Annotated in this window: 21 protein-coding genes and 10 pseudogenes; 9 read left to right on the top strand and 22 right to left on the bottom strand. The window is 65.2% G+C overall.

Annotated elements, in window-relative coordinates; all coding sequences use genetic code 11:
- Positions 1 to 176 precede the first annotated feature (176 nt).
- From E6W36_RS16675 to E6W36_RS16625, 11 genes and pseudogenes are all read right to left on the bottom strand, one after another.
- Positions 177 to 1,175 (bottom strand): ERAP1-like C-terminal domain-containing protein, encoded by a 999-nt coding sequence (locus E6W36_RS16675; protein WP_246048379.1) that lies wholly within the window; start codon positions 1,173 to 1,175, stop codon positions 177 to 179.
- 324 nt (positions 1,176 to 1,499) lie between these two features.
- A pseudogene (locus tag E6W36_RS19860) lies at positions 1,500 to 1,959 on the bottom strand (M1 family aminopeptidase); the annotation flags it as partial.
- Positions 1,908 to 2,813 carry a gluzincin family metallopeptidase gene (locus E6W36_RS16665; protein ID WP_222873335.1) on the bottom strand — a complete coding sequence of 302 codons (906 nt, stop codon included), beginning with the start codon at positions 2,811 to 2,813 and terminating at the stop codon, positions 1,908 to 1,910. The pseudogene E6W36_RS19860 and the gene E6W36_RS16665, both read right to left, overlap by 52 nt.
- 118 nt (positions 2,814 to 2,931) lie before the next feature.
- Positions 2,932 to 4,729 (bottom strand): annotated as a pseudogene (locus E6W36_RS16660) (M2 family metallopeptidase).
- An 88-nt stretch (positions 4,730 to 4,817) separates the two neighbouring features.
- Positions 4,818 to 5,573 (bottom strand): alpha/beta fold hydrolase, encoded by a 756-nt coding sequence (locus E6W36_RS16655; RefSeq protein WP_222873334.1) that lies wholly within the window; start codon positions 5,571 to 5,573, stop codon positions 4,818 to 4,820.
- Positions 5,560 to 6,177, bottom strand: a complete 618-nt coding sequence (locus tag E6W36_RS16650; RefSeq protein WP_222873333.1) for a hypothetical protein — start codon at positions 6,175 to 6,177, stop codon at positions 5,560 to 5,562. Before E6W36_RS16650 ends, E6W36_RS16655 begins: the two co-directional genes overlap by 14 nt.
- Before the next feature lie 12 nt (positions 6,178 to 6,189).
- The gene (locus E6W36_RS16645; RefSeq protein WP_222873332.1) at positions 6,190 to 7,359 is read right to left on the bottom strand and encodes an OmpA family protein; all 1,170 of its coding nucleotides are present in this window, start codon (positions 7,357 to 7,359) and stop codon (positions 6,190 to 6,192) included.
- A gap of 160 nt (positions 7,360 to 7,519) precedes the next feature.
- Positions 7,520 to 8,508, bottom strand: a pseudogene (locus E6W36_RS16640) (type II secretion system F family protein).
- Between the two features lie 9 nt (positions 8,509 to 8,517).
- Positions 8,518 to 9,038: pseudogene (locus E6W36_RS22455) on the bottom strand (type II secretion system F family protein).
- Between the two features lie 466 nt (positions 9,039 to 9,504).
- Positions 9,505 to 11,207: pseudogene (locus tag E6W36_RS16630) on the bottom strand (TadA family conjugal transfer-associated ATPase).
- A 9-nt stretch (positions 11,208 to 11,216) separates the two neighbouring features.
- The gene (locus tag E6W36_RS16625; RefSeq protein ID WP_222873331.1) at positions 11,217 to 12,020 is read right to left on the bottom strand and encodes a CpaE/TadZ family protein; all 804 of its coding nucleotides are present in this window, start codon (positions 12,018 to 12,020) and stop codon (positions 11,217 to 11,219) included.
- Here E6W36_RS16625 and E6W36_RS16620 point away from each other — a divergent pair.
- Complete coding sequence (locus tag E6W36_RS16620) at positions 12,019 to 12,462, top strand: hypothetical protein (protein WP_222873330.1); 444 nt, start codon at positions 12,019 to 12,021, stop codon at positions 12,460 to 12,462. The genes E6W36_RS16625 and E6W36_RS16620 overlap by 2 nt on opposite strands.
- 35 nt (positions 12,463 to 12,497) lie before the next feature.
- Here E6W36_RS16620 and E6W36_RS16615 read toward each other — a convergent pair whose 3' ends face one another.
- The 4 genes and pseudogenes from E6W36_RS16615 to cpaB form a co-directional block, all read right to left on the bottom strand.
- The gene (locus E6W36_RS16615) at positions 12,498 to 13,010 is read right to left on the bottom strand and encodes a CpaD family pilus assembly lipoprotein (RefSeq protein ID WP_222873329.1); all 513 of its coding nucleotides are present in this window, start codon (positions 13,008 to 13,010) and stop codon (positions 12,498 to 12,500) included.
- 124 nt (positions 13,011 to 13,134) lie between these two features.
- A complete protein-coding gene (locus E6W36_RS16610) occupies positions 13,135 to 13,794 on the bottom strand; it encodes a type II and III secretion system protein family protein (RefSeq protein ID WP_222873328.1) in 660 nt (219 codons plus the stop codon).
- A 446-nt stretch (positions 13,795 to 14,240) separates the two neighbouring features.
- Positions 14,241 to 14,327: pseudogene (locus E6W36_RS19855) on the bottom strand (hypothetical protein); the annotation flags it as partial.
- A gap of 65 nt (positions 14,328 to 14,392) precedes the next feature.
- Positions 14,393 to 15,445 (bottom strand): Flp pilus assembly protein CpaB, encoded by a 1,053-nt coding sequence (cpaB, locus tag E6W36_RS16605; RefSeq protein WP_281277568.1) that lies wholly within the window; start codon positions 15,443 to 15,445, stop codon positions 14,393 to 14,395.
- 74 nt (positions 15,446 to 15,519) lie between these two features.
- Between cpaB and E6W36_RS16600 the strand changes: the two genes are divergently transcribed.
- Positions 15,520 to 15,744 carry a hypothetical protein gene (locus E6W36_RS16600; protein ID WP_222873326.1) on the top strand — a complete coding sequence of 75 codons (225 nt, stop codon included), beginning with the start codon at positions 15,520 to 15,522 and terminating at the stop codon, positions 15,742 to 15,744.
- Between the two features lie 28 nt (positions 15,745 to 15,772).
- On the opposite strand, the gene E6W36_RS16595 is transcribed toward E6W36_RS16600, so the two are convergent.
- Positions 15,773 to 16,246 carry a prepilin peptidase gene (locus E6W36_RS16595; protein WP_222873325.1) on the bottom strand — a complete coding sequence of 158 codons (474 nt, stop codon included), beginning with the start codon at positions 16,244 to 16,246 and terminating at the stop codon, positions 15,773 to 15,775.
- A 49-nt stretch (positions 16,247 to 16,295) separates the two neighbouring features.
- Here E6W36_RS16595 and E6W36_RS21205 point away from each other — a divergent pair, with 49 nt between their 5' ends.
- Both E6W36_RS21205 and E6W36_RS21200 read left to right on the top strand, forming a co-directional pair.
- Positions 16,296 to 16,784, top strand: coding sequence for an alpha/beta hydrolase (locus tag E6W36_RS21205; RefSeq protein ID WP_222873324.1), 489 nt, complete (start codon positions 16,296 to 16,298; stop codon positions 16,782 to 16,784).
- A complete protein-coding gene (locus tag E6W36_RS21200) occupies positions 16,777 to 17,229 on the top strand; it encodes a serine aminopeptidase domain-containing protein (RefSeq protein ID WP_222873323.1) in 453 nt (150 codons plus the stop codon). Before E6W36_RS21205 ends, E6W36_RS21200 begins: the two co-directional genes overlap by 8 nt.
- Here E6W36_RS21200 and mscL read toward each other — a convergent pair.
- The 4 genes and pseudogenes from mscL to ispH all read right to left on the bottom strand — a co-directional run bounded on the left by mscL (position 17,216) and on the right by ispH (position 20,037).
- On the bottom strand, positions 17,216 to 17,638 hold the full coding sequence (gene mscL, locus E6W36_RS16580) for a large conductance mechanosensitive channel protein MscL (RefSeq protein ID WP_222873322.1): 423 nt from the start codon (positions 17,636 to 17,638) through the stop codon (positions 17,216 to 17,218). The two genes, E6W36_RS21200 and mscL, sit on opposite strands and share 14 nt — an antisense overlap.
- 67 nt (positions 17,639 to 17,705) lie before the next feature.
- A pseudogene (gene rnhA / locus E6W36_RS16575) lies at positions 17,706 to 18,151 on the bottom strand (ribonuclease HI).
- A pseudogene (gene thrB / locus E6W36_RS16570) lies at positions 18,148 to 19,094 on the bottom strand (homoserine kinase). The pseudogenes rnhA and thrB overlap by 4 nt, the downstream one beginning before the upstream one ends.
- Before the next feature lie 5 nt (positions 19,095 to 19,099).
- A pseudogene (gene ispH / locus E6W36_RS16565) lies at positions 19,100 to 20,037 on the bottom strand (4-hydroxy-3-methylbut-2-enyl diphosphate reductase).
- A gap of 186 nt (positions 20,038 to 20,223) precedes the next feature.
- Between ispH and E6W36_RS16560 the strand changes: the two are divergent.
- The 4 genes from E6W36_RS16560 (at position 20,224) to E6W36_RS16545 (ending at position 21,800) form a co-directional block, all read left to right on the top strand.
- Positions 20,224 to 20,397 carry a hypothetical protein gene (locus E6W36_RS16560; RefSeq protein ID WP_222873321.1) on the top strand — a complete coding sequence of 58 codons (174 nt, stop codon included), beginning with the start codon at positions 20,224 to 20,226 and terminating at the stop codon, positions 20,395 to 20,397.
- Positions 20,351 to 20,581, top strand: a complete 231-nt coding sequence (locus tag E6W36_RS23855; RefSeq protein WP_222874530.1) for an energy transducer TonB — start codon at positions 20,351 to 20,353, stop codon at positions 20,579 to 20,581. The genes E6W36_RS16560 and E6W36_RS23855 overlap by 47 nt, the downstream gene beginning before the upstream one ends.
- Before the next feature lie 113 nt (positions 20,582 to 20,694).
- Positions 20,695 to 21,102 carry an energy transducer TonB gene (locus E6W36_RS16550; protein ID WP_222873320.1) on the top strand — a complete coding sequence of 136 codons (408 nt, stop codon included), beginning with the start codon at positions 20,695 to 20,697 and terminating at the stop codon, positions 21,100 to 21,102.
- A 104-nt stretch (positions 21,103 to 21,206) separates the two neighbouring features.
- The gene (locus tag E6W36_RS16545; RefSeq protein WP_222873319.1) at positions 21,207 to 21,800 is read left to right on the top strand and encodes a hypothetical protein; all 594 of its coding nucleotides are present in this window, start codon (positions 21,207 to 21,209) and stop codon (positions 21,798 to 21,800) included.
- 3 nt (positions 21,801 to 21,803) lie between these two features.
- Here the strand turns inward: E6W36_RS16545 and E6W36_RS21195 are convergent, their stop codons facing one another.
- Together E6W36_RS21195 and E6W36_RS16540 are read right to left on the bottom strand one after the other, a co-directional pair.
- Positions 21,804 to 21,965: an acyl-CoA dehydrogenase family protein gene (locus E6W36_RS21195; RefSeq protein ID WP_281277382.1), complete on the bottom strand. Its 162-nt coding sequence runs from the start codon at positions 21,963 to 21,965 to the stop codon at positions 21,804 to 21,806.
- Positions 21,956 to 22,921: pseudogene (locus E6W36_RS16540) on the bottom strand (acyl-CoA dehydrogenase family protein); the annotation flags it as partial. The gene E6W36_RS21195 and the pseudogene E6W36_RS16540, both read right to left, overlap by 10 nt.
- A 173-nt stretch (positions 22,922 to 23,094) precedes the next feature.
- Here E6W36_RS16540 and E6W36_RS16535 point away from each other — a divergent pair.
- Positions 23,095 to 23,808, top strand: a complete 714-nt coding sequence (locus E6W36_RS16535; RefSeq protein WP_222873318.1) for a hypothetical protein — start codon at positions 23,095 to 23,097, stop codon at positions 23,806 to 23,808.
- Positions 23,809 to 23,888 lie beyond the last annotated feature (80 nt).

Below are 23,888 nucleotides of genomic sequence, written 5' to 3'. Positions count from 1 at the left end.
AGGCATGGCAGTATTCCCCTGCAGCACGGTATCGCAGTTCTTGCAGGGTTCGCCTGCGTGACCCGCATGGTGGCCGCCGCCGCGCTCACGCGGATTAGGCCCGCCCGGCGCGAACGGCGGCGGCATGGTGGAGATATCAAAATCTGTCATGCCGCATCGTCCCTCTTGCCGCAGCCTTAGTTCAGGCTGGCAAGTTCTGCCCCATGGGCCGCCTTGCGGGCGAGGCACAGGTCGATCGATTCCAGCGTGCGCTCGAGTTCCAGCTTGCCGCCGCCGAGCTTGGCGATCCAGGCCGGGAAGAAGCTGGCGACGTCTGCCCGCTGCTCCGGCGTGCAGAAGCCCTGCGCGATCTCGATCAGGCGCGGCTGGCTGAACCCGGGCAGGCGGTCGAACATCACGCTGGCGTTCTCCTTGAACCAGGCCCAGGCTGCGCTGCGTGTCGCCGGCCCCTCGAACTGGCTGCCGATGATCGAGAGCGACTCCTGGAAGCGCAGGCGCTTGTCGAGTGCCAGAGCGCGCATTTCCGCAGCGAGCGCCAGGTCCTGCGTGTGGCCGAGCGCGAAGGCGGCATGGGCGCGCTCATAGCTGTCCTTGCCCTCGAGCAGCCGGGCGGCGAGCTGGCTGGCGAACGGCTTGCCGAGCGCCTTCACGCCAGCCGACCAGGCGGTGGCGCGGAAGCCGACATCCAGCGCATCGGCGTTGGCCAGCGAGGCTTGCGCGGCATCCGCCAGGGTTTTGGTGATGCCGTCGTCTTCAGCATCGAAAAACAGCCCGGCGACCAGCGTCTGGCGCAAGGCCTGCCGGTCGGCTGGTTCGCTGCGGTGCGCACCGGCACGGGGATCGAAGCCGAGCTTCGCCAGTTCCGGCTTCAGCATGCCGCCGATCCGGGCCTTCAGGGCGGCGGATGCCGCGCCAGAGAGCGTCTGGCGGTCCAGTTCGGCCAGGCTTCCCGGTAGCCAGAGCGCGGCGCGGCGCTCCTTGTGGCCGACCAGCGCCTGTGCAGCCGCGCCCAGCGCGTCGAACGTCGTCACGTTGGCGTCGAAGGCGGCCTGCAGGCTGTCGGCGAGCGCCAGGGCCTCGCGGTCCGGCAGTTGAACGCCGAGCGCCAGCAGTTTCGCCTGATCGTCGGCACCGAGCGCAAACCGATAGTAGCCCGCGCCGTCCGCATTCGGCATCACGGCCGCCTGCTCGAAGCCCGCAGGGACCGCGAGCGTCGCCTCAGTGCCGGTCATGATCGTGCAGGTCTTGGTCGATTGCGCGCCGGCGTAGAATTTGGCGCAGAACGGGATGACCCAGGTCTGGCCGGGCTGAATGGCCGAGCCGACCGGGCGGTACCGCGCCTGACGCAGGGTCAGTTGCTTGCCGTCGGCGCTGCGTGCGACGGTCACCAGTGGCACGCCTTCCTGCTCGATGAAGGATTTGAAAGCGCTCAGCACCTGCGGGTCGCCGGCGGCATCCGCCATGGCGGCGAAGAACTGGCTGGCAGTGGCGTTTCCATGCGCATGCGCGCGCAGATGCTTGCGCACGCCGGCCTGGAACTTCTCTGGCCCCATGTAGCTTTCGATCATCGCCAGCACGCCGGCGCTTTTCGTAGGTGATGCCGTCGAAGGTGCTGGCGATCTGGGTGTTGTCGGTGACTGGCTGGTAGATTGGCCGGCCGGCCTTGCGCGAGTCGATGCTCATTGCGCCCAGCGCATCCGCAGTCAGGCCGGTCGAGATGCCGAGGTCGGGTCGCCAGAGGTGGCTGGCCTTCACACCCATCCATTCGGCAAAACTCTCGTTCAGCCAGATGTCGGTCCACCAGGCCGGCGTCACCAGATCGCCGAACCAGTGGTGCGCCAGTTCGTGCGCGCTGACGATCCCGAACGACCGCTGCTGCTGGATCGGCGCGTTCGGGTTCAGCAGGATCAGGTTGTCGTTGTAAATGATGGCACCAGCGTTCTCCATCGCGCCGCCCATTTGCGGCGAGGCGATGATGTCCAGCTTTTCGTATGGGTAGGGATGCCGAAATAGTCCTCCAGCAGCGCCACATGCTTCGGCGTGTGCTGAAGGGCGTAGGCAAGGCGTGAGCCCTGGCCTTCGGTGGCGACGCCGCGGAACGGCACCGCCGTCTTGCGCACGGCGCTGGGGAATAGCTCCTCGACGATATCGAGCGGACCGACCGCCAGCGCCACGAGGTAGGTGGGCAGGGGCTTGGTCGGCGCGAAGCTGAAAAGGGTCATGCCGTGGTTCTGCGGCGTTGTCTTCGCCAGCGGCGCATTGGCGACCACCTTGTTGCCGGTCGGCGTGCTGACCGAGACGGTGAACGGCGTCTTGAAGCGCGGCTCATCGAAACTCGGGAACATGCGACGGCCGTCGATCGGCTCCATCTGGGTGAAGCCGTACCATTTGCCGGCGACCTCAGTGCGATAGAGGCCCTCCGCGCCTTCCCGGTACGGCGCGGTATAGGCGATGCGGATGGTTGCGGCCCCTGCCGCCGGCATGCTGGCGAGGTCGAGCCGGGCGACGCCGGTCACCGGCTCCGCCTCGGTGTAGCGCGCCTTGATGGTCTTGCCGCCCTGGGTGATCGTGGCCTCCGAAACCGACAGACCCAGGCCATGCAGCCAGATGAACGGCTGCGGCGTCTTGATGTCGACCGTGATGGTGGTCACGCCGCTGAACCGCTCCTGTGCTGGGTCGACGGTCAGAAACAGGTCGTAGCTGGCGGGCTGTACCGCATCCGATAGCTGGCCGCGCGGCACGGCCGGTTCCGCCGCCAGCGCAGCATTGGCGCAGCACAGCAGCAGGGCGGCTGGAATCAGACGGCGGATCATGGAAAACCTCATACTTTTGTGAGCGCGCGCATTCTGCTGCGACCAAGGCGCGCGGTCAACCGTATTATCTGCATATGACACTTGGGCTATGTGCTTACCTTCAAATGGTGATTTTTGATCACCAGCCGCACTGCCGGCCCTTGTTCTGCTTGTCGAGCCAGGTTTTCAGCGGTGCGAAGTAGGCGAGGATGGCGCTGCCGTCCATCTCGCGGGTACCGGTGAACGCTTCCAGCGCATCCGGCCACGGCTTGACGCGCCCAGCGCCAGCATGGCGTTCAGCTTCTCGCCGACCTGCTTGTTGCCATAGAAGGAACAGCGATGCAGCGGGCCGCTCCAGCCGGCCTGCTTGCAAGCGGCCTGATAGAATTGGAACTGCAGGATGCGGGCAAGATAGTAGCGCGCATAGGGCGTGTTGCCGGGGATGTGGAACTTGGCCGGGGTCGAAGTCCGCTTCCGAGCGTGGGGCCGGCGGCGTCACACCCATGTAGTTCAGCCGCAGGTCAGTCCAGGCCTTGTTGTAGGCGGTCGTCGGCGTCGAGCCGTCGAACACGCCCCAGCGCCATTTGTCGACCAGCAGGGTCCACGGCAGGCCCGGCACCTTCTCCATCGCCTGGCGCAGCAGCAGGCCGATGTCCTTGCTGGCGTCCGGCACCTTGGCGGGGTCGAGCAGGTCGATCTTCACGAGATAGTCCGGCGTGACGCTCAGCGCGATGAAATCGCCGATCGCCTCATGGAAGCCGTCGTTGGCACCGCCGAGGTAGAAATACGGCTGCTTGTTGTAGGCGCGCTGGTAGAAATTGTGGCCGAGTTCGTGGTGGATGGTGACGAAATCGGTCGCGTTGACCTTGGTGCACATCTTGATGCGCAGATCGTCCTTGTTGTCCACATTCCAGGCGGAGGCATGGCAGATCACTTCCCGGTCAGCGGGCTTGGTGATCTGCGAGCGCTGCCAGAAGGTCTCGGGCAGTGGCGAGAAGCCGAGCGAGGTGTAGAAGCCCTCGCCGATTTTCACCATCTTCACGGGATCATCGCCGCGCGCCTTCAGCAGTTCGCCGATGTCGTAGCCGATGTCGCCGGCCCCTTGCGGTGCCACCACATCGTAGATCGCGCCCCAGTCCTGCGCCCACATGTTGCCGAGCAGGTCGGCGCGGATCGGCCCGGTCTTGGGTTGCACGGCATCGCCGTACTTCTCGTTCAGCTTGGCCCGCGTGTAGCAGTGCAGCGCATTGTACAGCGGCTTTACCTGGCCCCAGGTACGGTCCAGCATGGCGGTGAAGGCGTCCGGCTGCATGTCGTAGCCCGCGCGCCACATCGCGCCGACGTCCTTGAAGCCGAGTTCCTTGGCACCCGTGTTGGCGATCTCGACCATGCGTGTGTAGTCCTGGCGCATGGGGCGCCGACCTGGTGCCAGCTGACCCACATCTCCTTGGTGAGTGCCGGATTGCGCGTGGTGCGCATCAGCGCTTCCAGATCGTTGCCGGAGGTTGGCTTGCCCTCGAAGGTGCCCTTGCCCTTGCCGTAGGTCGATTGCAGCCGCGTTGCGATTTCCGAGAGTTCCTGCGCGGCACCCGGCGTCGCAGGCGCGGGCAGGACGATCCCTTGCTTCATGATGTCGAGCTTGCGGCGCACGTCGTAGCTGAGGCCGGGGTCTTGTCGAACTTGGCAGCCTCCTTGGCCCAGCGCACGCTCATTTCGGTGCCCTCAGCGCCGACTTTGGCTGTGAGCCAGTCCGTGTCATCGATGATGTAGGTGGCGTTCACCCAGGCGATGCGGGCGGCATAGTCGCTGAAGGCGCTGGCTTCCTTTTCCACCTGGGTGACGAACGCCGCTGCGTCTTCGGCGCTCTGGGCCTGGGCGAGGTTCGACACACCGGCAAGCAGAGTTGCCGCCAGAAGGCTATACCGCACGCTGCGCATGAAATTGCTCCCGAGTTTCCGATTATTGCTTTCGAGTCGCATCGAAGCCCCGGATGGCGGCCCTGTCAACGTCCAAACGCCATATCCGTCACGCAATCAGGAAATCGCGGATCGCGCGGCCGAATTCCGGTTTGGAGATGACGTTCATGTGGTCGCCGGGGATGCGCAGCGCCTGTGCGTCCGGCAGTGCCGCCGCCAGCGCTTCGATGCTGCCGGTGTCGTGGTCGTCGCGCCCGGCGAGCACCAGCGTCGGCGCAGCGATGTCAGCGAGAGCCTCCAGCGGCGTATCGACGTGGCTGCCGATCGCGTGGCCGGCGGCGACTGCATCCGTGCCAGTCATTTGCTGAAAGCGGGCGACCAGTCGTTCCGGCGCGCCGGGCCGGGCGGTCGGCCCGTCGATGAGCGCCTGCTGGAACCAGCGGCTGCGTGCCCAGCCGTCGACGATGCCGGTGAGGCCCATGCCGGCGAGCACGACGCGGCGTGGACGCAGACCAAGCGTCAGGGCGCGCACGACGGTGCGCGCGCCGAGCGAATAGCCGGCAATGTCGAAACTTCCCGGTGCCTGCCTCAGATGTGCGACCAGCGCCAACAGGTCGCGCGCGAGCACATCAGGCGGATACCGGTCGGCCTCCTGCGGTGCCTCGGAACGGCCATGGCCGCGCAAGTCGGGCATCGCCAGCGTCAGGCCGGCTGCGCTCAGCAGTGCGGCCGTGCCGTAATCCTGCCAGTTGAGGCGCGCGGACGACAGGAAGCCGTGCACCAGGATCGTCGTGCGGCCCGGACCCGGCAGCCAGTCGTAGCGCAGGCATACCCCGTCGGGCGTATGGAACTCACGCGTCTCCATCGGATTTGCCGAACTGCGCCTCGAACGCCGCACGATCGCCAGCGGCCAGCAGGCGCGCCTGCTCCACCCAGCGGTCGCGCACGATGCGGCCGCGGAACTGGCCCAGCTTCATGTCGTATGTGAGAACGTCCAGATCGCTCCAGGCGGCGATCTGCTGGAAACTGGTGACGCCCAGCCCGTTCAGGAGATCACGCAGCTTCGGCCCTACGCCTTTCAGCAGGGTCAGGTCGTCGACCTCGCTGGGGTCGGATGCCGCCATGGGGCTGGGTAGTGGAGCCGCAATCGGCTCCGCGGCAGGGCGTGGAGCCGGCTCCGGGATGGTGGCCGGCGGTGTATCCGGCTCCTGCGGCCGGATGACATGCAGCCCGGCGGGGCGGCGGGCGGCAGGCTCGGCAGCGGGCGGCACCTTTCGCACGGGTTTAGACGGCGGCGCGGCTTGCGGCACCGGATACGCCTCCGGGAGCGGTGGTGCCTCATCTGCGTGCTCTTCCGCCTGTGTCGCCATGGCGCGTTCGGAATAGCGGGCCATCAGAAAGCCGGTCGCCACGCCGATCAGGAACGCCGGCAGCAACCACAGCCATATCTCGCCGAGCAGAAAGGTCATGAAAGCGTGTCCTTATTTGCTGAGAGGGTCGCTCTGCTGAACGATGGGATTGGTCTGCGGCTGCTGACGGATGACCGCGGCCGCGTTCGGATTGGCACTGACCAGGAACTGGACGCGCTCGTTGATACGGTCGGCGTTGGCGGCGCTCTGGCCGACCAGCGGCTGGCTGTTGCCATAGCCTACCGCGCGGATCTGCCGAGGCGGCACACCCCGCTGAACAAGATACTCGGCGAGGATACGCGCGCGCTGCATGGAAAGCTTCTGTGCAGCCTCGGCGTCGCGCGGCTGTGTCACGTGGGTGGCGACCAGCAGAACGACCGATGGGCATCCGACCGCCATGCCGGCGACGGCTTCCAGAAGCGGGTCTTTCTGCACGGCCAGCGTCGCGGTGCCGGGCAGGAAATCGATCCTCTGCCCGGACATGATGGCGTCCAGGCGCTTCTGGCACTGGATCACCTGGTCGGCAGCGGAAAAGCTTGGTGTGCGTTTGGAGGGATCATCGGAAGCCGCCGCGTTCGGATCGACAACCTCAAGCAAGGGTCGGGGCAGAAAATCCTCCGGCAGGCCGCTGCGAAAGCCGCGTGAGGCCTGCAATGCCGCGACCGGCTGCGCCGTGGTGCCGTTCAGGGTCGCGATCGTATCGCTCAGCTCGGCATAGCCGCTGTCGAGCTTCGCCAATTCTTCAAGACTGCGCTCGGCGGCGTTCGTCCAGTTCGCGGAGGGCGGCTTCTCGCGCAGTTTCATGATGTCGTTGACGGTCTTGCCGGGAAACAGCGTGCGCGCGCGGGCGATCAGGCGGTCGCGCGTCGGGGTGTCGGGCACGGTGCCGTCCAGGGTCAGCGTGCCGTCCTGGTATTTCGCGACCCAGTAATATGGCTTCTGCTCGATTGCCTTGGTCGGCACGATCACCGCCTTGGCAACGCCCGGCACCGCCTCGACCACGGTCTTGGCGCGATCCAGCACGGCCTGCGGCAGGTCGCCGGAGAGGCGGGCGACACGGTCACGCGGCGCATCCTTGGCGATGAAGCTGACTTCGACGTCCGCGACCTGCGCCTCCCGCAAGGCGCGGATCGAGTCTTCCGTCAGCCGGGCGGTGATCTGGTCCTGGTGGACGAGCAGCGCAGTCAGGCCGAGCATGGCGACTGCCGCCAGACCGATCAGAAATCGAATGAACTGCCCCATCCCTTACTCGCGTTCCTCTATTTTCCCGCAACTATAGTGGCTGCGCCGACCGGCGCAATGCGCGGCGGGTTTCCGGCGCAAGGCAGGGTCTCGTGTCGTTCTCGAATCTGAAATCCAACCGCGCCTGATATTGAGTGTAACGGATTTCAGGTTAAGGACACTAGCCGCGGTTGAGGAAGTTGTCGGCGATCGAGCAGGCGGCCGGCCCCAGAATCACGACGAACAGGGTCGGCAGAATGAACACGATCAAGGGGATGGTCATGATCGCGGGCAGGCGCGCGGCCTTCTCCTCGGCGCGCATGAGCCGCTCGTTGCGGAATTCTGCGGACAGCACCCGCAAGGAGGCCGCGAGTGGCGTGCCGTATTTTTCGGTCTGGATCAGCGTCGTCACCACGCCGCGCATGTCCTGCAGGTCGACGCGCTTGATGAGGTTCTCCAGCGCGGACCGGCGGTCGGGCAGAAAGCCGAGTTCGATTGCGGTCAGGCCGAATTCGTCCGCAAGCTCCGGGAATGCTATACCGAGTTCGCGCGCGATGCGCTGGAAGGCAGCGTCGATGGTCAGGCCGGCTTCGGCGCAGATCACCAGCAGATCGAGCGCGTCGGGCAGGCCCTTCTGGATCGCCTTGCTGCGTTTGACGACCTGGTTCTTCAGCAGGATGCTCGGCAGCTTGTAGCCGATGATGCAGGCACCGCAGACCGAGAGCGCCTTCATGGAGTCGGGCTTGTCGTGCAACATGCCCATGACGAACACCATGAACGCCCAGAAGCCGCCGGCAAGAAACGGAGCGATGAGGCTGACGAACAGGTAGGTCACCACCGAGTCCTTCGAGCGGTGGCCGGCCTGCGAGAGGCGGATCGCGGCGTTTTCGCCTGCTCGTCCTGAAGCACTTTGAGCTTGTTGAGGACCTGCCGCATCATGTCGGTGGTCTCGCTGCTCTGCGTCGTGGCGCTGCGCCGGCGTGGTGCCATGATGCCCGCGCGCAGCTGCTCGCGCCGCTCCTGCAGTGCCTTCACGCGGCCGCGCATCGGGTCGCGCACGGTCGTCGAGGCCCAGATCGCGGTCAGCAGGAACAGCACGGCGATGGCGCTGAGGCCCGTCGCCGCGTCGGCGGGCGAGAGACCAAGCATGCTTTCGAAACTATCCGCCATGACGCCCCGTCAAATCTCGAAGTTGACCATTTTCCACATCATGAACGCGCCGATGCTCATCCAGAGCAGGCCGACACCACCCGCGATCATCAGCCGCGTGTCGGTCGTGAACGGCGCGACATATTGCGGGTTCATGACGGAGATCAGGCCGAACACCACGAACGGCAGGCAGCCGACGATATAGGCCGACGCCTTGGCCTCAGACGACATGGCGGCGATCTTCAGCTTCATCTGCATGCGCTTGCGCAGCACTTCGCTGAGGTTGTTCAGCGTTTCCGCAAGGTTGCCCCAGTCTCGCGCTGGATGGCAAGCGCGATGACGAAGAACTGGAACTCCGGCACGTTGATCGAGCGCGCGGTCTCGCCCAGCGCCTGATCCAGGGTCTTGCCGATGCGGATTTTGTCCGCGACGGCGCGGAACTCGACGCCCACGGGGTCGGACATTTCCCGCCCAGCGATGCCGATCGCCTCAGAGATTGGCAAACCGGCGCGCAGGCCGCGCACCAGCAGGTCGATCGCATCCGGGAACATCTTGATGAACTTGGAGATCCGCCGGCCGATCATCATGCCGGTCACCATGTGCGGCAGGCCGACGCCGGTCAGAATGCCCAGCAGCAGCGCCAGGAAGATCGGCAGCTTGACGATGAATGCGAAGACCCCGGTCAAGACCAGGGTAATGCCGGCACAGACCTGCGCATATTTGCCGAGGCTGATCGTATACCCCGTACGCAGCAGCCGTGCCGCCAGTTCCGCCTTGCGCGGGATCAGCCCGCTCAGCGCCGAGTTGTCCTGCGGGCGCTGGGCCAGCAGCTTGCGCATCTGCGCGCGCGCCATCGCCGCCTGGGTGTTCTGGTGCTTGTCGCGCAGCCGCTCCAGTCGTGCCTGCAGGGTCTTGTTCGGGTTCGGGCCCAGCGCGAAGGTCAGGCCGGCAAGCAGCATCATCGCCGACAGGCCGCCGAGGAGCACGAGCAGGAGTTGTGGGTTCATCGCTGCCTCCTCACAGACATTCCATGACCGCGCGGCCAAGGCCGTAATATTCCGCCCGTTCGAAGAAGGCGGGGCGCAGACCGGAAGAAACGAAGTCGCCGACGAGCCTGCCGCTCTCGTCCTCGCCGGTATATTTGAACGTGTAGAGATCCTGCATCACGATCACATCGCCTTCCATGCCGACGATCTCGGAGATGTAGGTGACGCGCCGCACGCCGTCGCGCATCCGGCTGACTTGGACGATCATGTTGACGGCGCTTGCGATCTGCTCGCGGATGGCTTTTGGCGGCAGGTTGAGTCCGGCCATGTTGATCATGTTTTCCAGGCGGGTCAGCGCCTCGCGTGGGCGGTTGGCGTGCAGGGTGCCGAGCGAGCCGTCGTGCCCCGTATTCATGGCCTGCAGCAGGTCGACCGCCTCCGGCCCCGGACTTCCCCGAGGATGATGCGATCCGGCCGCATCCGCAGGGCGTTCTTCACCAGGTCGCGCATGGTGATCTCGCCGCGCCCTTCCAGGTTGGCGGGGCGGGTTTCCAGGCGCACGACGTGCGGCTGTTGCAGTTGCAGTTCCGCTGCGTCCTCGATGGTGACCACGCGCTCGCCCGGATCGATGTTGCGCGAGACCGCGTTCAGCATCGTGGTCTTCCCCGATCCGGTACCGCCGGAGATGACCATGTTCAGGCGGCAGCGTCCCGCGATCTGCAGCAGGCGGCACATCTTCGGGCTGATGTTGCCTTGTTCGGCCATCTTCTCCAGCGTGATCTTGCGCTTGGAGAATTTCCGGATCGAGATGGAGGTGCCGTCGATCGCAAGCGGCGGAATCACGACGTTGACCCGGCTGCCGTCCAGCAGGCGGGCGTCGCACAGCGGCTGGCTTTCATCGACGCGCCGCCCGATGGCCGCCACGATCCGCTGGGCGATGTTGAACAGATGCTGCTCGTCGCGGAAGCGGACGTCCGTCAGCTCCAGTTTGCCCTTGCGCTCGACGAAAATCTGGTTCGCGCCGTTGATCATGATGTCGGTGACCGCTTCGTCCGCCAGCAGCGGTTCAAGCGGGCCGAGGCCCAGCATGTCGTTGAGCAGCAGGCTGATCAGATCGCGCTGCTCGACGGTGTTGAGGTTCAGTTTTTCCTGGAGCAGCAGCTCGCCGACGATGTCCGATATCTGGTCCGCGACCTCGCCGCGGTCCATCTCGGCGATGACGGAGGCGTCGATGTGTTCGATCAGCAGCGGGTGAACGCGCTCCTTGGCCGCCAGCACGCTTTCGGAGCTGCTGGACGCCGATTTCGCGGTCTTGGCCGGTTTGACGACGATCGGATCGACTTCGATCCCGCCGACGAGATCGATGACGTCGTTGAGCAGCACGGTCACGACATCGCGGATTTCCGCCTCGCGGGCATCGATGGCGTTCGCCGCAGCGGTCTCCCTCGCCAGCTTGGTCAGTTCGTCGGTGACCTCGCCGCGACGGCGGATGCGCGTGGCCTCGGCCGGGAAGCGATCCGCCAGCAGCGGCTCGACCACCTCGTAGAGTTGATCGACGATTGCGCCGCTGGCAGGTGTGCCGTCATTAATTTCATCGAGCGCGGGCGCCGGATTGGTGACGATGCCTTCAGCGCCGATCGAGACCAGTGGCCGTCGTCCGCCAAGGGCGACGCCACCCAGCCCGCCGGGTGCGGGCTGAGCGGCATTTCGCCTCCCGAAGCCGACGGGGCGCATGCTCACGGTCTAGCTGCTCTTCTTGGGCTGGAGCATCTGGCGCGCCTTGGCGACAAGGTCCGCAAGCCCGGGCGCCTTCTTGGCCTTGCCCGGCGCGCCCTCGATTGAGCAGATCATGTCATAAAGCTGCTTCATCGCACCTGCGATCTTCGTGCCCTTTGCTGCGGCGACGATCGGTTTGCCCTGTTTTGCAGCGAGCGCCGCGGACTTGGGATCGTATGCGATGGCCAGGGCCAGCGGGCGCTCGATCGAGGCCTCGAAATCCTTGCGGGTGACTTCCAGATCGCTGCTTGCGCCGACGCGGTTGCCGACGATCCACAGGCGTGCATTCGGCGTGACCGACTGCAGGAAGCCAAGCAGACGGATGGTGTCCCGTGTTGCGGCCAGCGTCATATCCGTGACGATGACGACATCGGTCGCCTCCGCGATCAGGGTCGGGTTCTGGACCGCGATGCTGCGCGGCATGTCGACGACCAGCACGTCGTAAGCGGATTTCAGCTCTTCCTGCAGGTGCTGAAGCGCATTGCCGTCCGCCAGCAGCGGCATGGTCATCGGCGTCTCGGCGGACATGACGGCGAGGCGCTCGGAGATTTTCACGATCGCACGCTCGACGAACAGCGAGTCGACCCGCGCCGGGTTTTCCAGCGCATCGGTGAGCCCGCGCCCCGGTTCGACATCGAAGGCAAGGCGCCGACACCGAAGTGCAGATCGAGGTCGAGAATCGCCGTGCGCTCCTCGGCGTCCTCGGCGAACTGCCAGGCGAGCGAAGCGGCGATGCTGGAGGCGCCGAGGCCGCCGCGCGCCCGACCACATGGACGATGCGCTGGCGTTTTTCAGTGCTTTCGACTGCCTTGGGCGCATTGAAAGCGTTCTGCGCAACTGCAAAAGCATCGCGCAGGGTGTCCGGGTGCACCGGCTTCAGCAGGTAATCCTGGATGCCCGAGGCAAGCAGTTCGCGGTACAGCGTGACATCGTTGACGTCACCGAGCGCCAGCACGATGGTGCCGGGCTCGCACACCTCCGCAAGCCCGCCAATTTCGCCCAGCGGATCGTGACTGCCGGCAAGATCGACCAGCAGGATCTGCGGCGACGTCGTCATCGACAGCGATTGCACCGCATTCGCCAGGCCGCCAAGATACAGCTTCTCGGCCAGGTAGCCCATCTCGATCGCGACCGGCTTGACGGCGGCGACCGTCTCCGGATCGTTGAGAAAAGCCATGAATGGCTCGCGCTTCGCGGCGCTCATGGATCGTGACGCAGACCAGGGTGCATTCATGGCCTATAGCCCCGTTAGTTGTTGTTGCTCGTGGCGGTCGGGAGTTCCTTGTCGACCCCGGTCGGTTTGTGGTCGCGCCACACCTTCACTGCCTTGCTGATGATCTCGCCGTCCGGGCCACGATAGGTTTTGCCGACAACGAGATCGTTCGGGTCGGCGATCATGGCGTTGAGGTTGCTGACGGCCGCGCAGCCGAAGTTGCTGGAGGTATTCGTCGCCATGCCTTCACCGGCCTTGCGGTGCCAGTCCGGGCAGTTCGGGCGTTCGGCGGTCGCGCGCGAGACGACCAGGCGCACCATGCCCGGCTGCAGCGGCGGGCTGGTCGGCACGGCTGGGGTGTCGTCGATCAGCATGCCGAAGCGGGCGACCACGGCGGCAATGGCGGCGCGACGCTGGTCACGCCCGGACTCGACCGGATCGTCGATGTTCAGGCGGTCGCCGTATTGCACGTTCTGGGCACGCAGGAAGCCGTCGATGGCCGCGGCGTCGATCGGCCAAAGTGTCGCCGGGACCGAAACGCACATCATAGGCCAACTGCGAGACGCTCACCTGCGGCTTGAAGGTCGGCTCGAGCGTTGGGTTGCCGCAGGCGGCAAGGCCAAGCGCCAGCAGCAGGGGATACCATTTCGAACGCTGTGTCATGGGTCTCTCCTATTGCGCGGAAAAGCCGGGTGTGGCGGCGGGCGTCGCCGCTGCGGGCGGTGCAGCCTGCGGCGTGGCGGGCGCACTCTGCTCTGGCTTGGGACGGTTGGACTTGAAGTTGCGTCCCAGCAGCCAGCGCTCGATGTCGCTCGGCGCTTTCAGGCCATCGGTCGGCAGGCGGATATCCTTGGCGTTGACCGGGTGCACCAGATACGGCGTCACCACGATCACCAGTTCGGACTCGTTGCGGCGGAATCGGTCTGATTTGAACAGTGCGCCGATCACCGGCAGGTTGCCCAGCCCCGGCGTTTTGGTGACATCTTGGGTCGTGCCGTTGCGCAGCAGGCCGGCGATCATGAAGCTCTGGCCCGAGCCGAGTTCCACCGTGGTCTCGGCCCGGCGGGTGACGATGCCCGGCACGTCGAAGCCGTTGATCCGCACGGCACCGGCGGACGACAGCTCGCTCACTTCCGGCTTCACCTTCAGGCTGATGCGGTCACCCGCCAGCACCACCGGAATGAACGACAGACCAACCCCGTACGGCTTGAATTCGATCGAGATCGCGCCCTGTTCCTGCGCCACCGGGATCGGGAATTCGCCGCCGGCCAGGAAGCTGGCGAGCTCGCCGGACAAGGCGGTGAGGTTCGGTTCGGCGAGGATGGTGACCATGCCTTCCTGCGCCAGCGCGTCGAGCGCGCCCGCCGCATCGATGCCGAACAGCTTGCCGGCAAGGCCGATGGCGGTACGGCCGTCCGGTGGTACGATGAAGTTGAACGCGGTGCCGGGGTTCGCTGGATTGATGAACTGGCCAGTGCCGGGGTCGATCGGCAGGCTGATCGACCCGGCCGGCAGGCCGAAAAGCTCGATGCATCCGCCGTCGGCAGACTGTCAAGCGGCCGGTCCGCGATGTTCACGAAGTTGCGCCCGCGCGAGATATTGAAGATGAAACCGCCGGTTTTGTCGCGCGTGGCGGCGTTGAAGCCGACCTCTTTCAGGACATCGCGGCTGACTTCGGCGATCTTGACCTGCAGGTTGACCTGCATCGGTGTCACGGAGGTCAGGTTGTTGACGACCTTCTGCTTCTCGCCGACGAAATCCTGCACCAGGCGCGCGGCGTCCGCCACCATCTCCGGTGTGGCGACCGTGCCTTCGAGCACAACCAGGCCATTCAGCGTCTTCACCGCGATGTCGGTCTCCGGCATTGCGGTATCCAGCATCGTCTTGATCTGGTCGATGTTGTTGGCGACCTGGACGTCGGCGGCGTAGATCACCTGGTCGGCACCATCCACGGCGTACAGCGTCGTCGCGCCTTCCCGGTGCCGAACACATAGATCAGCCGCGAGGACTTGATCTGGATGTCTGCGACCTTGGGGTTGGCGATGAACACGTTGGCGGCCGCGCGGTCCAGCCGGAGCAGGACGCCCTTGTTGACGCCGATCGTCAGGTTGTTGCTGGCGTTCTGCACGGCGGGCGCGGCGGACAGTTGCGGGCCGACGCAGGCCAAGACCAGACCAAGCGCCAGGCCGGCGCGAATGAGTGCGAACTTGCGCATGATCAGCGCCCCTGCGGCGACTTGCGTGGTCTCGGCCCCGCGATTGACGATGATGCTTGGGCCGGACGGTTTTGGCGCGGACGCCGCTGGCGCAGGAGCCGCAGGAGCCGCCGAAACCGGGGCCGATCCGGCGTCGGAGTTCGTGCGGACGGCACTGGCGAATTTCGAGACCTCTTTGCCGAGGGTGTAGGTCTGTACATCGTCCCAGGGCATTTTCGGGTCACGCTTGATGCTTGCGGCGACCGGGGTCTTTGCTGGTTTGCCGGCTTTGTCGGTTGCAACGCGTGCGCTCGCGGCCAGCGCAACCGGGTCCGGCGCTGCCGCGTCGTGCGCCGCTGCTGCGACCGCCTGCTCCGGCAGCGAGCGCAGGCTGAGCGAGACCGAGCCGATCAACTGCATGACCGCGATCTTCTCGACGAGCTTCGGCGTCACCTCGAGGGTGACCGTGCGGCCGACCTTGGGCTGGTCTTCGCGATCGTTCACATCCTGGTCGATCGCCAGCACGCGGACGTTCTGCAGCACCGTCTCCGAGACCCGGATCTGGCCGCGGTCGCCCTGGTCGACCTGATGGGTCAGAACAAGGTCGACGCGGTCGCCTGGGAATACGAAGCCGGCGACGCCAGACGTATCCGAGATCGAAATGGTGATGGCGCGCATGCCGGGTTGCAGGGCGGCGGCCAGAAAGCCGCGCTCGCCCGGCCCGACCAGACCCGCTGACGGCACTGGCTGACCGGCGGCGATATCGGTGCGCGCAACCTTGCCGAAGATCTTGGTCTCATCCCTGGCGCGCCGTTAATCATGGTTTCGTCGATCGCGTTGTCCGGCCAGTGCTTCCAGGCGACGTGCGCGGCTTCGACAATCGTGCCGCGGGGCATGAGCTTGACTGCAACCAGTACCTGCTTTTCAGCCGGGGCCTGCTCGACCTGCTGGGGCGCTGCGGACTGCTGGATCATCAGGGACCGCGCCAGCATGGCGGTGAAGCCTGCAATGATAAGCGCGCCAACCAGAAGAATAAGACTACGCGGGTTCATATGGAAACGCACCTGCCAAGGGTGAATGAGCGCTAACTATGCCGCCAACACGTTAAGGATTGGTTCAACCAGAACGGCGATGCCGCCGGCGGCGATTGCCACCCCATAGGAACTTTGCGGGGGCTTGCGGGTTGAGCCGGGTCCGCACGATGACAGCAGCGGCGACGATGGCTCCAGTCAGCGCGGTCCAGTATGCGGCGTGGCCGAAGGCGCCCAGCGGCAGCCAGAGCGCCAGCGCTGCCATGAGTTTGACATCGCCGCCCCCATGACCCGCAGGGCGAAAAGCCCGGCCAGCACCGCGAAAACCGCGATTGACAGCCCCAGTTGCCTGGCGGCCAGCGGCAGCAGGGGTCGCCGGATGCAAGCGAAAGCAAAGCCAGTACAGCGGTGCCAGCAGCGCAATGCCCAGGCACAGGCGATTGGGGATGATGTAGCGGCGGACGTCGCCGACGGCCGCGACGAGCAGCAGCGCGCAGAGGGCGATCTCAAGAACAACCTGCCCGATCCGTGCAATTTCCGGTGTGACAGCATGCATCATGCACGGCACACTAGGGGCATGGTGAACAAAGCGTAAGGACGGATCCGCCTTGCAGGACGAAGTGTTACTCAGGCGAAGTCTGCCGCCCGGCGGTGCCCTGGAGCATCTGGACGCCGGCGGCACCCGCCTGCGTGTCTGCCGCTGGGAAGGGGCAACCCCTGGCGGTGGCACCATCATCCTGCTCAACGGGCGCGGCGATTTCATCGAGAAATATGCCGAGGCCTGCCACGCCATGGTGGCGTGGGGTCCAGCCCTCATAACTCTCGACTGGCGCGGGCAGGGACTCTCCGGCCGGCTGGCCGCGAACCCGACCGTCGGCCACGCGGACGACCTTGGCATGCTCGTCGCGGATTTGTCGATGCTGCTGGATCGGCTGGATTTACCGCGCCCGCTGCGCATCGTCGCGCATTCGATGGGCGGGCATCTGGCGCTGCGCCTGCTTCATGATCGCCCGGCCCTGGTCGAGCGGGCCGTCCTGCTCTCGCCGATGCTGCGGTTCCGTACGGCGCCAATCCCTGGATGCTGGCGCGGTGGATAGCATCCTGCGCGGTGGGGCTGGGGTTCGGTGCGCGTTTTGCTCCAGGGCAGGGGCCTTTGATGCCGCGGCCCGGACGCGCAGCGCACGTCTGCTCACGACCGATCCCGCGCGTCAGCTGGATGAAAGCTGGTGGGCGGCGCAGAACCCGGCGCTGGTGAGCGGAGGCGTGAGTTTCGGCTGGCTGCGGGCGGCGTTCCAATCGGTCGCGCTGCTGGAACGTTCCGGCTATCTGGAAGCGATCCGCACGCCGCTCATGGTTCTGGCGTCCGGTGATGATCGCATTGTCGACCTGAGCGCGACGCAGGCTGCCTGCGCGCGCCTCCCGCATGCAGCCATGCACATTATCGCCGGCGCGCAGCATGAACTGCTGCGCGAGCGCGACGCCCTGCGCATGGCGACGCTCCGCCAGATACGGGATTTTCTGCGCGCGCCTACCGCGCCTTGAGGGCGTCGCGGATTTCGCGCAGCAGCAGCACGTCTTCCGGCGGCGGCGGCGCGGCCTCGACGGGTGCGGGCGCACGCTTCATGCCGTTCACCGCCTTGACGATCAGAAAGACGATCCAGGCGAGGATCAGGAAATTGAACAGGATGGTGACGAAGCTGCCGATGCCGATGAAATTGACGCCCGCTTCCTTGTAGGCGGCGTAAGTCGCGGCGGTGCCGGCGGGGACCGCCGAGAGCGGGATCATGATATCGCTGAAATCGGGCTTGCCGACCAGCGAGGCGACGATCGGCATGATCAGATCGTTGACGACGGACTCGACGATCTTGCCGAAGGCTGCGCCAATAATCACGCCGACCGCCAGATCAAGCGCATTGCCCTTGATGGCGAACTCCCGAAACTCCTTGAGCATCCATTATCCCCGGTTTGCTTCCACACTGCTCACAAAAAGCTAACGCCTGCAACCCGGGCTGTAAACCTTACGCGGGCTTCAGCGTGAGCGCTGCTTCGCGCGCCAGCTGGTCCACCCGCTCGTTATCCGGGTCGCCGTCATGCCCGCGCACCCAGCGCCAGTCGATCTCGTGCGGCGCGCAGGCATCGAGCAGCGCTTCCCACAGATCGCGGTTTTTCACCGGCTTCTTGTCCGCGGTGCGCCAGTTGTTGCGTCGCCAGCCGTGGATCCACTTGGTGATGCCGTCGCGCACATAGGTACTGTCTGTCGAGAGCGTTACACGACAAGGGCGGTTGAGCGCGCGCAGGCCCTCGATGGCAGCTTGCAGCTCCATGCGATTGTTGGTGGTGTCCGGCGCGGCGCTGGCGAGCGTTTTTCCCGCCCGTCGCAGCGCAGCAGCACGCCCCAGCCGCCGGGACCTGGATTGCCAAGGCAAGCGCCGTCCGTAGCCATTTCGACCAGCGGCAAGGTCATGGGTGCGCCTGCCCGCTGGCGAAGGCCTGCAGGCGATTGAGGTAATCGCGTGGGTCCTTGCGGGTGACCAGCGCCGTCGGCGGCGTGTTGATCCAGTCGTAGGCGCGGGTGAGCAGGAAGCGCATGGCGGCACCGCGACACAGCACGGGCAGGGCGGCGGCTTCGGCAGGGAGAGGGCGCGCTGGCTGGAGTATGCGGCCATCAGCGCAGCCGCCTGCTCGGTATGGAACTGCACGCCGCGCGGATCAAAGCACCAGGCGTTGAGGCATATGGCAAGGTCGTAGGCGTATGCGTCGGTGGCGGCGAAATAGAAGTCGATGACGCCGCTGATCCGCGATCCGGCGAACAGGACGTTGTCGGGAAACAGATCGGCGTGGATCGGTCCTGCGGGCAGGTGGCGCGGCCAGTGCGCGGCCAGCCAGTCGAGCTCCTGGTCGACGATGGCGGTCAGGCCGGGAATGATCGCGTCCAGCCGCCCGGCGCACGAGTCCGCAAGCGGTCGCCAGGCGTCGAGCGACAGGGCGTTGGCGCGTGTCATGCCGAAACTGTCTCCTGCCTTGTGCATGGCGGCAAGGCAGGCACCGAGCGCCGCGCATTGGGCGGGCGTCGGCTCGGTTACGCAGATGCCGGTCAAAAATTCGATCAGGCAGGACGGTCGGCCGCACAGCGCTAGGACATGGTGTCCCTCCCGGCTGGCGATCGGGCGCGGCGCTGGCACGCCCTCGGCCGCCAGATGCGCCATCAAGGCAAAAGAATGGCAGGTCGGACTCGGCGACCCGCCGCTCGTACAGGGTCAGGATGAAGCGGCCGGCAGTGGTCTCGACCAGGTAATTGCTGTTCTCAACGCCCTCGGCGATGCCTTTGGCGCTCGTTAGGTGCCGATGTCATAGTGCTGGAGGTGTACCTCCAGTTGCTCGGCGGAGACCTGCGTGTAGACAGCCATGGTGCTCAGGCGCTGAGCGCGCGCGGCAGCTTGAAGGTGACATCCTCGACCCGGGTCTGCACGGTCTCGATCGTGACATCGAAATGGGTGCGCAGCACGGTCAGCACATCCTCGACCAGCACTTCCGGCGCGGAGGCTCCGGCGGTCATGCCGACGGTCTCGACGCCCTCGAACCAGGCCATGTCGAGATCGGCGGCGGACTGGACCAGCCGGCTTGGCGCGCCGGCCCGTTCCGCTACCTCGACCAGGCGGACGGAATTCGAGGAATTGGGTGCGCCGATCACCAGCAGCAGGTCGCACCGCGGCGCGATCGCCTTCACGGCCTCCTGGCGATTGGTGGTGGCGTAGCAGATATCGTCGGCGCGCGGCGCTGCGATGTTCGGAAAGCGCGCCGCCAGCGCCGCGACGATATCCGCAGTGTCGTCGACTGATAGCGTGGTCTGGGTGATGTAGGCGAGGTCGGCGCCGTCCGGCGGCGCAACCTTTGCGACATCGTCCACCGTTTCGACCAGGCTTATCGCGCCCGGCTCCAGTTGGCCGAGCGTGCCAATCACCTCCGGGTGCCCGGCATGGCCGATCAGGAACAGATGCTTGCCGGTGCTGGACTGGCGTTCCGCCTCGCGGTGCACCTTCGAGACCAGTGGGCAGGTGGCGTCCACATAGATCATCTGCCGCCGCTCGGCCTCCGCCGGGATGTTCTTCGGCACGCCGTGGGCGGAAAAATCACCGGGCGATCCGAGGGAACCTCGTCCAGTTCGTCGACAAAAATCGCGCCCTTGGCCTCAAGGGTCTTAACCACATACCGGTTATGCACGATCTCGTGCCGCACATAGACGGGCGCGCCGAACCGCTCGAGCGAGAGTTCGACGATGCGAATGGCGCGATCAACACCGGCGCAGAAGCCGCGCGGGTTCGCGAGAATCACAGTAAGAGAGCGGGTCATCCCAGGCAGGATGTAGCGAGCCGCGACTGAATGGCAAGCGCCATATCGGCGCGGCCCTGCAAACGGCACCGCCTGGGTAAATACGCATTAACCGTCCGTCTTCACCAGAATGCTACATCCATCCCAGTATAGCTACAAACCTGCGGACATGGGCCGCACTCACCTGAGAAAGCCAGGAGTTTAGGAATGTACGCCTTGCTGCGCAGCAAAACACCGAAGTTTATCGTCGCGGTTTGCGCGCTTTGCATATTTGGCAGTCTGCCGGCGCATGCTGACGACTGGAGCAAGTCGGTCGTATCGCTGATCGGCAAGAATCAATCCTACCCGCGCTCGGCACAGGTCCGCAAGGAAGAGGGGTGACCAAGGTCTCCTCTCGATCGAGGCGGACGGCAAGATCTCGAACATCGAAGTAACCCAGAGCAGTGGCTCCGATATTCTTGATCGTGAATCCCAAAAATCTTCGAAAAGATTGGTAAGTTTCCGCCACCACCTGCCGGTGCAACCAAAATTGTCGTGCCGATTTCCTGGAAGCTCAGCTAAGTAATAGTAAAATGGCGTTTACCAGCACGGTTTACGCTTTGAAAACCGGTTAAACACTATTTTTAGCTCGCGGGTGCACTTTAGCGCGCCGAACCAGAAGAAGTTTTGGAGACAGATATGGGCAAGACATTTTTCAAATCACTGGCGATCGCGGCTCTACTCGCCGCGCCGATGGCAGCCCCGGCCTTTGCCGCCGAATGGGGCAAGGAAGTGCTGACCTTGATCGCCAAGAACCAGTCCTATCCACGCTCTGCGCAAGTGCGCAACGAGCAGGGCACCACCAAGATCCGCGTGCAGTTCGACGGTAGCGGCAAGGTGGTCGGCACCGAGATTATCGAGGGCAGCGGCTCCGACATTCTGGACCGCGAATCCCAGAAGATTTTCGAAAAGATTGGCACGCTGCCTGCTCCGCCGGCTGGCACGACCAAGCTGGTCGTCCCGATCGTCTGGCCTCAGCTAAGCGGCATCACACAGGCTTATCCCGCCGGCTGCCAGTCAGCCGGCGGGATTTGTTTTGTCCGGTAGAGTCGGCAGTCCCGTGAATCGGGTGGCCAACCTTGCGCTGGTCGGGCGTTCGCGCCATGACGTCTGATAACAGGTGGCAAGCCACCGCAGACGAGGATGACGACGTGAACAGATTTGGGCGGTACGGAGTGGCGGCGCTGGGATTGGTCGGGCTGGCGGCCTGCCAGGGCAATCCGTTGCAGATCACCCGCAGCTATTGCCCGGCCGTTTCCATCCTGCGCTATGCCGAGACGGCGACGCTTCTGAAGCCGGACGCAGCCGCTGGTACGGCTGATTCGCTGGATGTGACCGCCCAGTTCTCGCAGGCGACTGGCGAATGCAAGCCGGACAAGGGTAAATTGACCGTGCCGACCAGCGTGCGCGTCACCGCGGTGCGCCGCGACGCCGCCGCAGAGCGCACTGTCGAACTACCGCTGTTCGTGGCCGTGACGCGCAACAACGAGGCCGTGCTCTCGAAGCAGGTGATTCCCGTCCAGTTGCGTTTCGCCGCCGGATCAAGGCAGGCGCAGGCGAGCGCCAGCTATACGGCTGTCGTCGACGAGGCGGCGGCGCGCAAGGCGGCAGCGCCGCTGCAGGCGACCGCGCGCGACAACGATGGCAGGCGCATCGTCGAAGCGCGCGTCACCGCTGCTCCCTACGAGGTGGTCTGGGGCTTCCAGCTCAGCAATGCGGATGTCGCCTACAATCTGGCGAATTAGGCATTACGCACTTTCCTCGAACAGTTCGCGGCCGATCAGATACCGGCGGATTTCGCTGGTGCCAGCGCCGATCTCGTAAAGCTTGGCGTCGCGCAGCAGTCGGCCGGTTGGATACTCGTTGATGTAGCCGTTGCCGCCGAGCGCCTGGATCGCCTCCAGCGCCATCCAGGTGGCTTTTCCGCCGCGTAGAGAATGCATCCTGCCGCGTCCTTGCGGGTGGTCTCGCCGCGGTCGCAGGCCTGCGCCACCGCATAGACATAGGCGCGGCAGGCCGAGAAGGTGGTGTACATGTCGGCGAGCTTGCCCTGCATGAGCTGGAAGGTGCCGATCGGCTGGCCGAACTGCTGGCGCTCGTGGACGTAGGGCACCACGGTGTCGAGGCAGGCGGCCATGATGCCGAGCGGACCGGCAGCCAGCACCACGCGCTCGTAATCGAGGCCGGACATCAGCACGTTGACGCCGCGCCCTTCCTCGCCCAGCACATTCTCGAACGGCACTTCGCAATTCTCGAACACCAGTTCGCAGGTGTCCGATCCGCGCATGCCCAGCTTGTCGAGCTTCTGGGCGGTCGAGAAGCCGGCCATGTGCTTCTCGATCAGGAAGGCGGTGATGCCGCGCGGCCCGGCCTCCGGGTCGGTCTTGGCGTAAACCACCAGTGTGTCCGCGGTCGGGCCGTTGGTGATCCACATCTTGTTGCCGTTCAGCACATAACGGTCGTTATGCTTGTCCGCGCGCAGGCGCATCGACACCACATCGGACCCTGACCCCGGCTCCGACATGGCGAGCGCGCCGAGATGCTCACCCGAGATCAGCCCCGGCAGATACTTCGCTTTCTGCGCCGGCGTGCCCCAGCGGGCGATCTGGTTGATGCACAGGTTGGTGTGCGCGCCGTAGGACAGTCCGACCGAGGCGGACGCCCGGCTGATCTCCTCCATCACGATGCAATGGGCAAGATAGCCAAGGCCCGCCCCGCCATCGGCCTCCGAGACCGTCACGCCATGCAGGCCGAGCGCACCGAGCTTCGGCCAGAGGTCGCGCGGGAATTTATTGTCGCGGTCGATCTCGGCGGCGCGCGGCGCGATCTCGGCGGCAGCGAAATCCGCAACCGTCTGACGCAGCATGTCCAGAGTTTCCCCATGATCGAACCGCAGGGCGCTGAAGTTCATGTCGTTCTCCTGTTTTCCCAAGGTGCGGCGGACGGTAGGCCAAGGTCCATCGGCAGGCAAGCGACGCGGCTCGTCGCATGAGCTGGTACGCTTAAGTATTTATTCACCTGGTTTTGCGTAACGAATTCATGGGTGTGGGGATGCCCGATCGTATTGTTGCGTTGAGTGCCGCAGTTCCGCTGCGGCTGGGGAAGATCAATGATCGAGCGTTTTCGCTGGCCGCAAGATTCAAAATCGTCGTCCTGCTGGGATTGGCGCCTGTTGCGCTGCTGACGCAGTTGTTCGTCAGCCAGAGCCTCAAAGACATCCACTTCGCCGAACAGGAACGCATCGGCGTGACCTACCTGGAAGCCGCTTGGCCGGCGCACAGTCTGGCCAGTCTGGGCGAGCCGGCGGGCAGCGAGTCCGCACCGGCCGCGACGATTGCCGCGGCGGCGCGGGCTATCGACACCACCGCGGCGAAACTGGATGAAGCGCTTGAGAGCAAAGCGCAGTCCCAGGCTGTCGCGGCGGCATTCTCCGGCTGGCAGGGCGATGTCGCGCAGCGCAAGGCGGCGGGTGCGGCGGTGGACGCGTTGATCACCCGGATCGGCGATAAATCGAACCTGATTCTCGATCCCGACCTCGATAGCTTCTACGTGATGGATGTAGCGTTGCTGAAGCTGCCGCAGCTCATGCGTTCGGCGTCGCGCGTCAATCGCGCGGCCGGGTTTTGGGTACAGCGGCATCCGAGGAGCAGCGCCTGGAATTCTATTCAGCACTTGGCGCGCTGGAGGCTGATTACGCAGCGCTCAATGGCTCGATCGCTTCTGCCTATGACGGCAATCCCGACGGCAGCCTGAAGGCGGGCACCTGGCGCAAGGATATCGAGGCGTTCGGTCAGGCGTTCGGCCAATATCTTGCCGCCGCCAAGCGGGTGCAG

Origin of the sequence: Hankyongella ginsenosidimutans (assembly GCF_005144965.1) — a bacterium.
In the GTDB taxonomy this organism is placed as follows: domain Bacteria; phylum Pseudomonadota; class Alphaproteobacteria; order Sphingomonadales; family Sphingomonadaceae; genus Hankyongella; species Hankyongella ginsenosidimutans.
The sequence above is the reverse complement of the archived record's forward strand: the minus strand, read 5'-3'. Positions and strand labels throughout refer to the sequence as shown.

Excerpts from the sequence above, each read along its gene's own strand:
- E6W36_RS16535 (WP_222873318.1), top strand. The coding sequence starts at position 23,095 with ATGGGTGTGGGGATGCCCGATCGTATTGTTGCGTTGAGTGCCGCAGTT.
- E6W36_RS16595 (WP_222873325.1), bottom strand. The coding sequence starts at position 16,246 with ATGATGCATGCTGTCACACCGGAAATTGCACGGATCGGGCAGGTTGTT.
- E6W36_RS16550 (WP_222873320.1), top strand. The coding sequence starts at position 20,695 with ATGGGCAAGACATTTTTCAAATCACTGGCGATCGCGGCTCTACTCGCC.
- E6W36_RS16615 (WP_222873329.1), bottom strand. The coding sequence starts at position 13,010 with ATGATGTGCGTTTCGGTCCCGGCGACACTTTGGCCGATCGACGCCGCG.
- E6W36_RS21195 (WP_281277382.1), bottom strand. The coding sequence starts at position 21,965 with ATGGCGCTGGAGGCGATCCAGGCGCTCGGCGGCAACGGCTACATCAAC.
- E6W36_RS16645 (WP_222873332.1), bottom strand. The coding sequence starts at position 7,359 with ATGGGGCAGTTCATTCGATTTCTGATCGGTCTGGCGGCAGTCGCCATG.
- E6W36_RS16650 (WP_222873333.1), bottom strand. The coding sequence starts at position 6,177 with ATGACCTTTCTGCTCGGCGAGATATGGCTGTGGTTGCTGCCGGCGTTC.
- E6W36_RS16665 (WP_222873335.1), bottom strand. The coding sequence starts at position 2,813 with ATGATCCGCCGTCTGATTCCAGCCGCCCTGCTGCTGTGCTGCGCCAAT.
- E6W36_RS16610 (WP_222873328.1), bottom strand. The coding sequence starts at position 13,794 with ATGGTCACCATCCTCGCCGAACCGAACCTCACCGCCTTGTCCGGCGAG.
- E6W36_RS16620 (WP_222873330.1), top strand. The coding sequence starts at position 12,019 with ATGGACGATGCGCTGGCGTTTTTCAGTGCTTTCGACTGCCTTGGGCGC.
- E6W36_RS16625 (WP_222873331.1), bottom strand. The coding sequence starts at position 12,020 with ATGTGGTCGGGCGCGCGGCGGCCTCGGCGCCTCCAGCATCGCCGCTTC.
- E6W36_RS16560 (WP_222873321.1), top strand. The coding sequence starts at position 20,224 with ATGTACGCCTTGCTGCGCAGCAAAACACCGAAGTTTATCGTCGCGGTT.
- E6W36_RS16675 (WP_246048379.1), bottom strand. The coding sequence starts at position 1,175 with ATGCCGAATGCGGACGGCGCGGGCTACTATCGGTTTGCGCTCGGTGCC.
- E6W36_RS16655 (WP_222873334.1), bottom strand. The coding sequence starts at position 5,573 with ATGGAGACGCGTGAGTTCCATACGCCCGACGGGGTATGCCTGCGCTAC.
- mscL (WP_222873322.1), bottom strand. The coding sequence starts at position 17,638 with ATGCTCAAGGAGTTTCGGGAGTTCGCCATCAAGGGCAATGCGCTTGAT.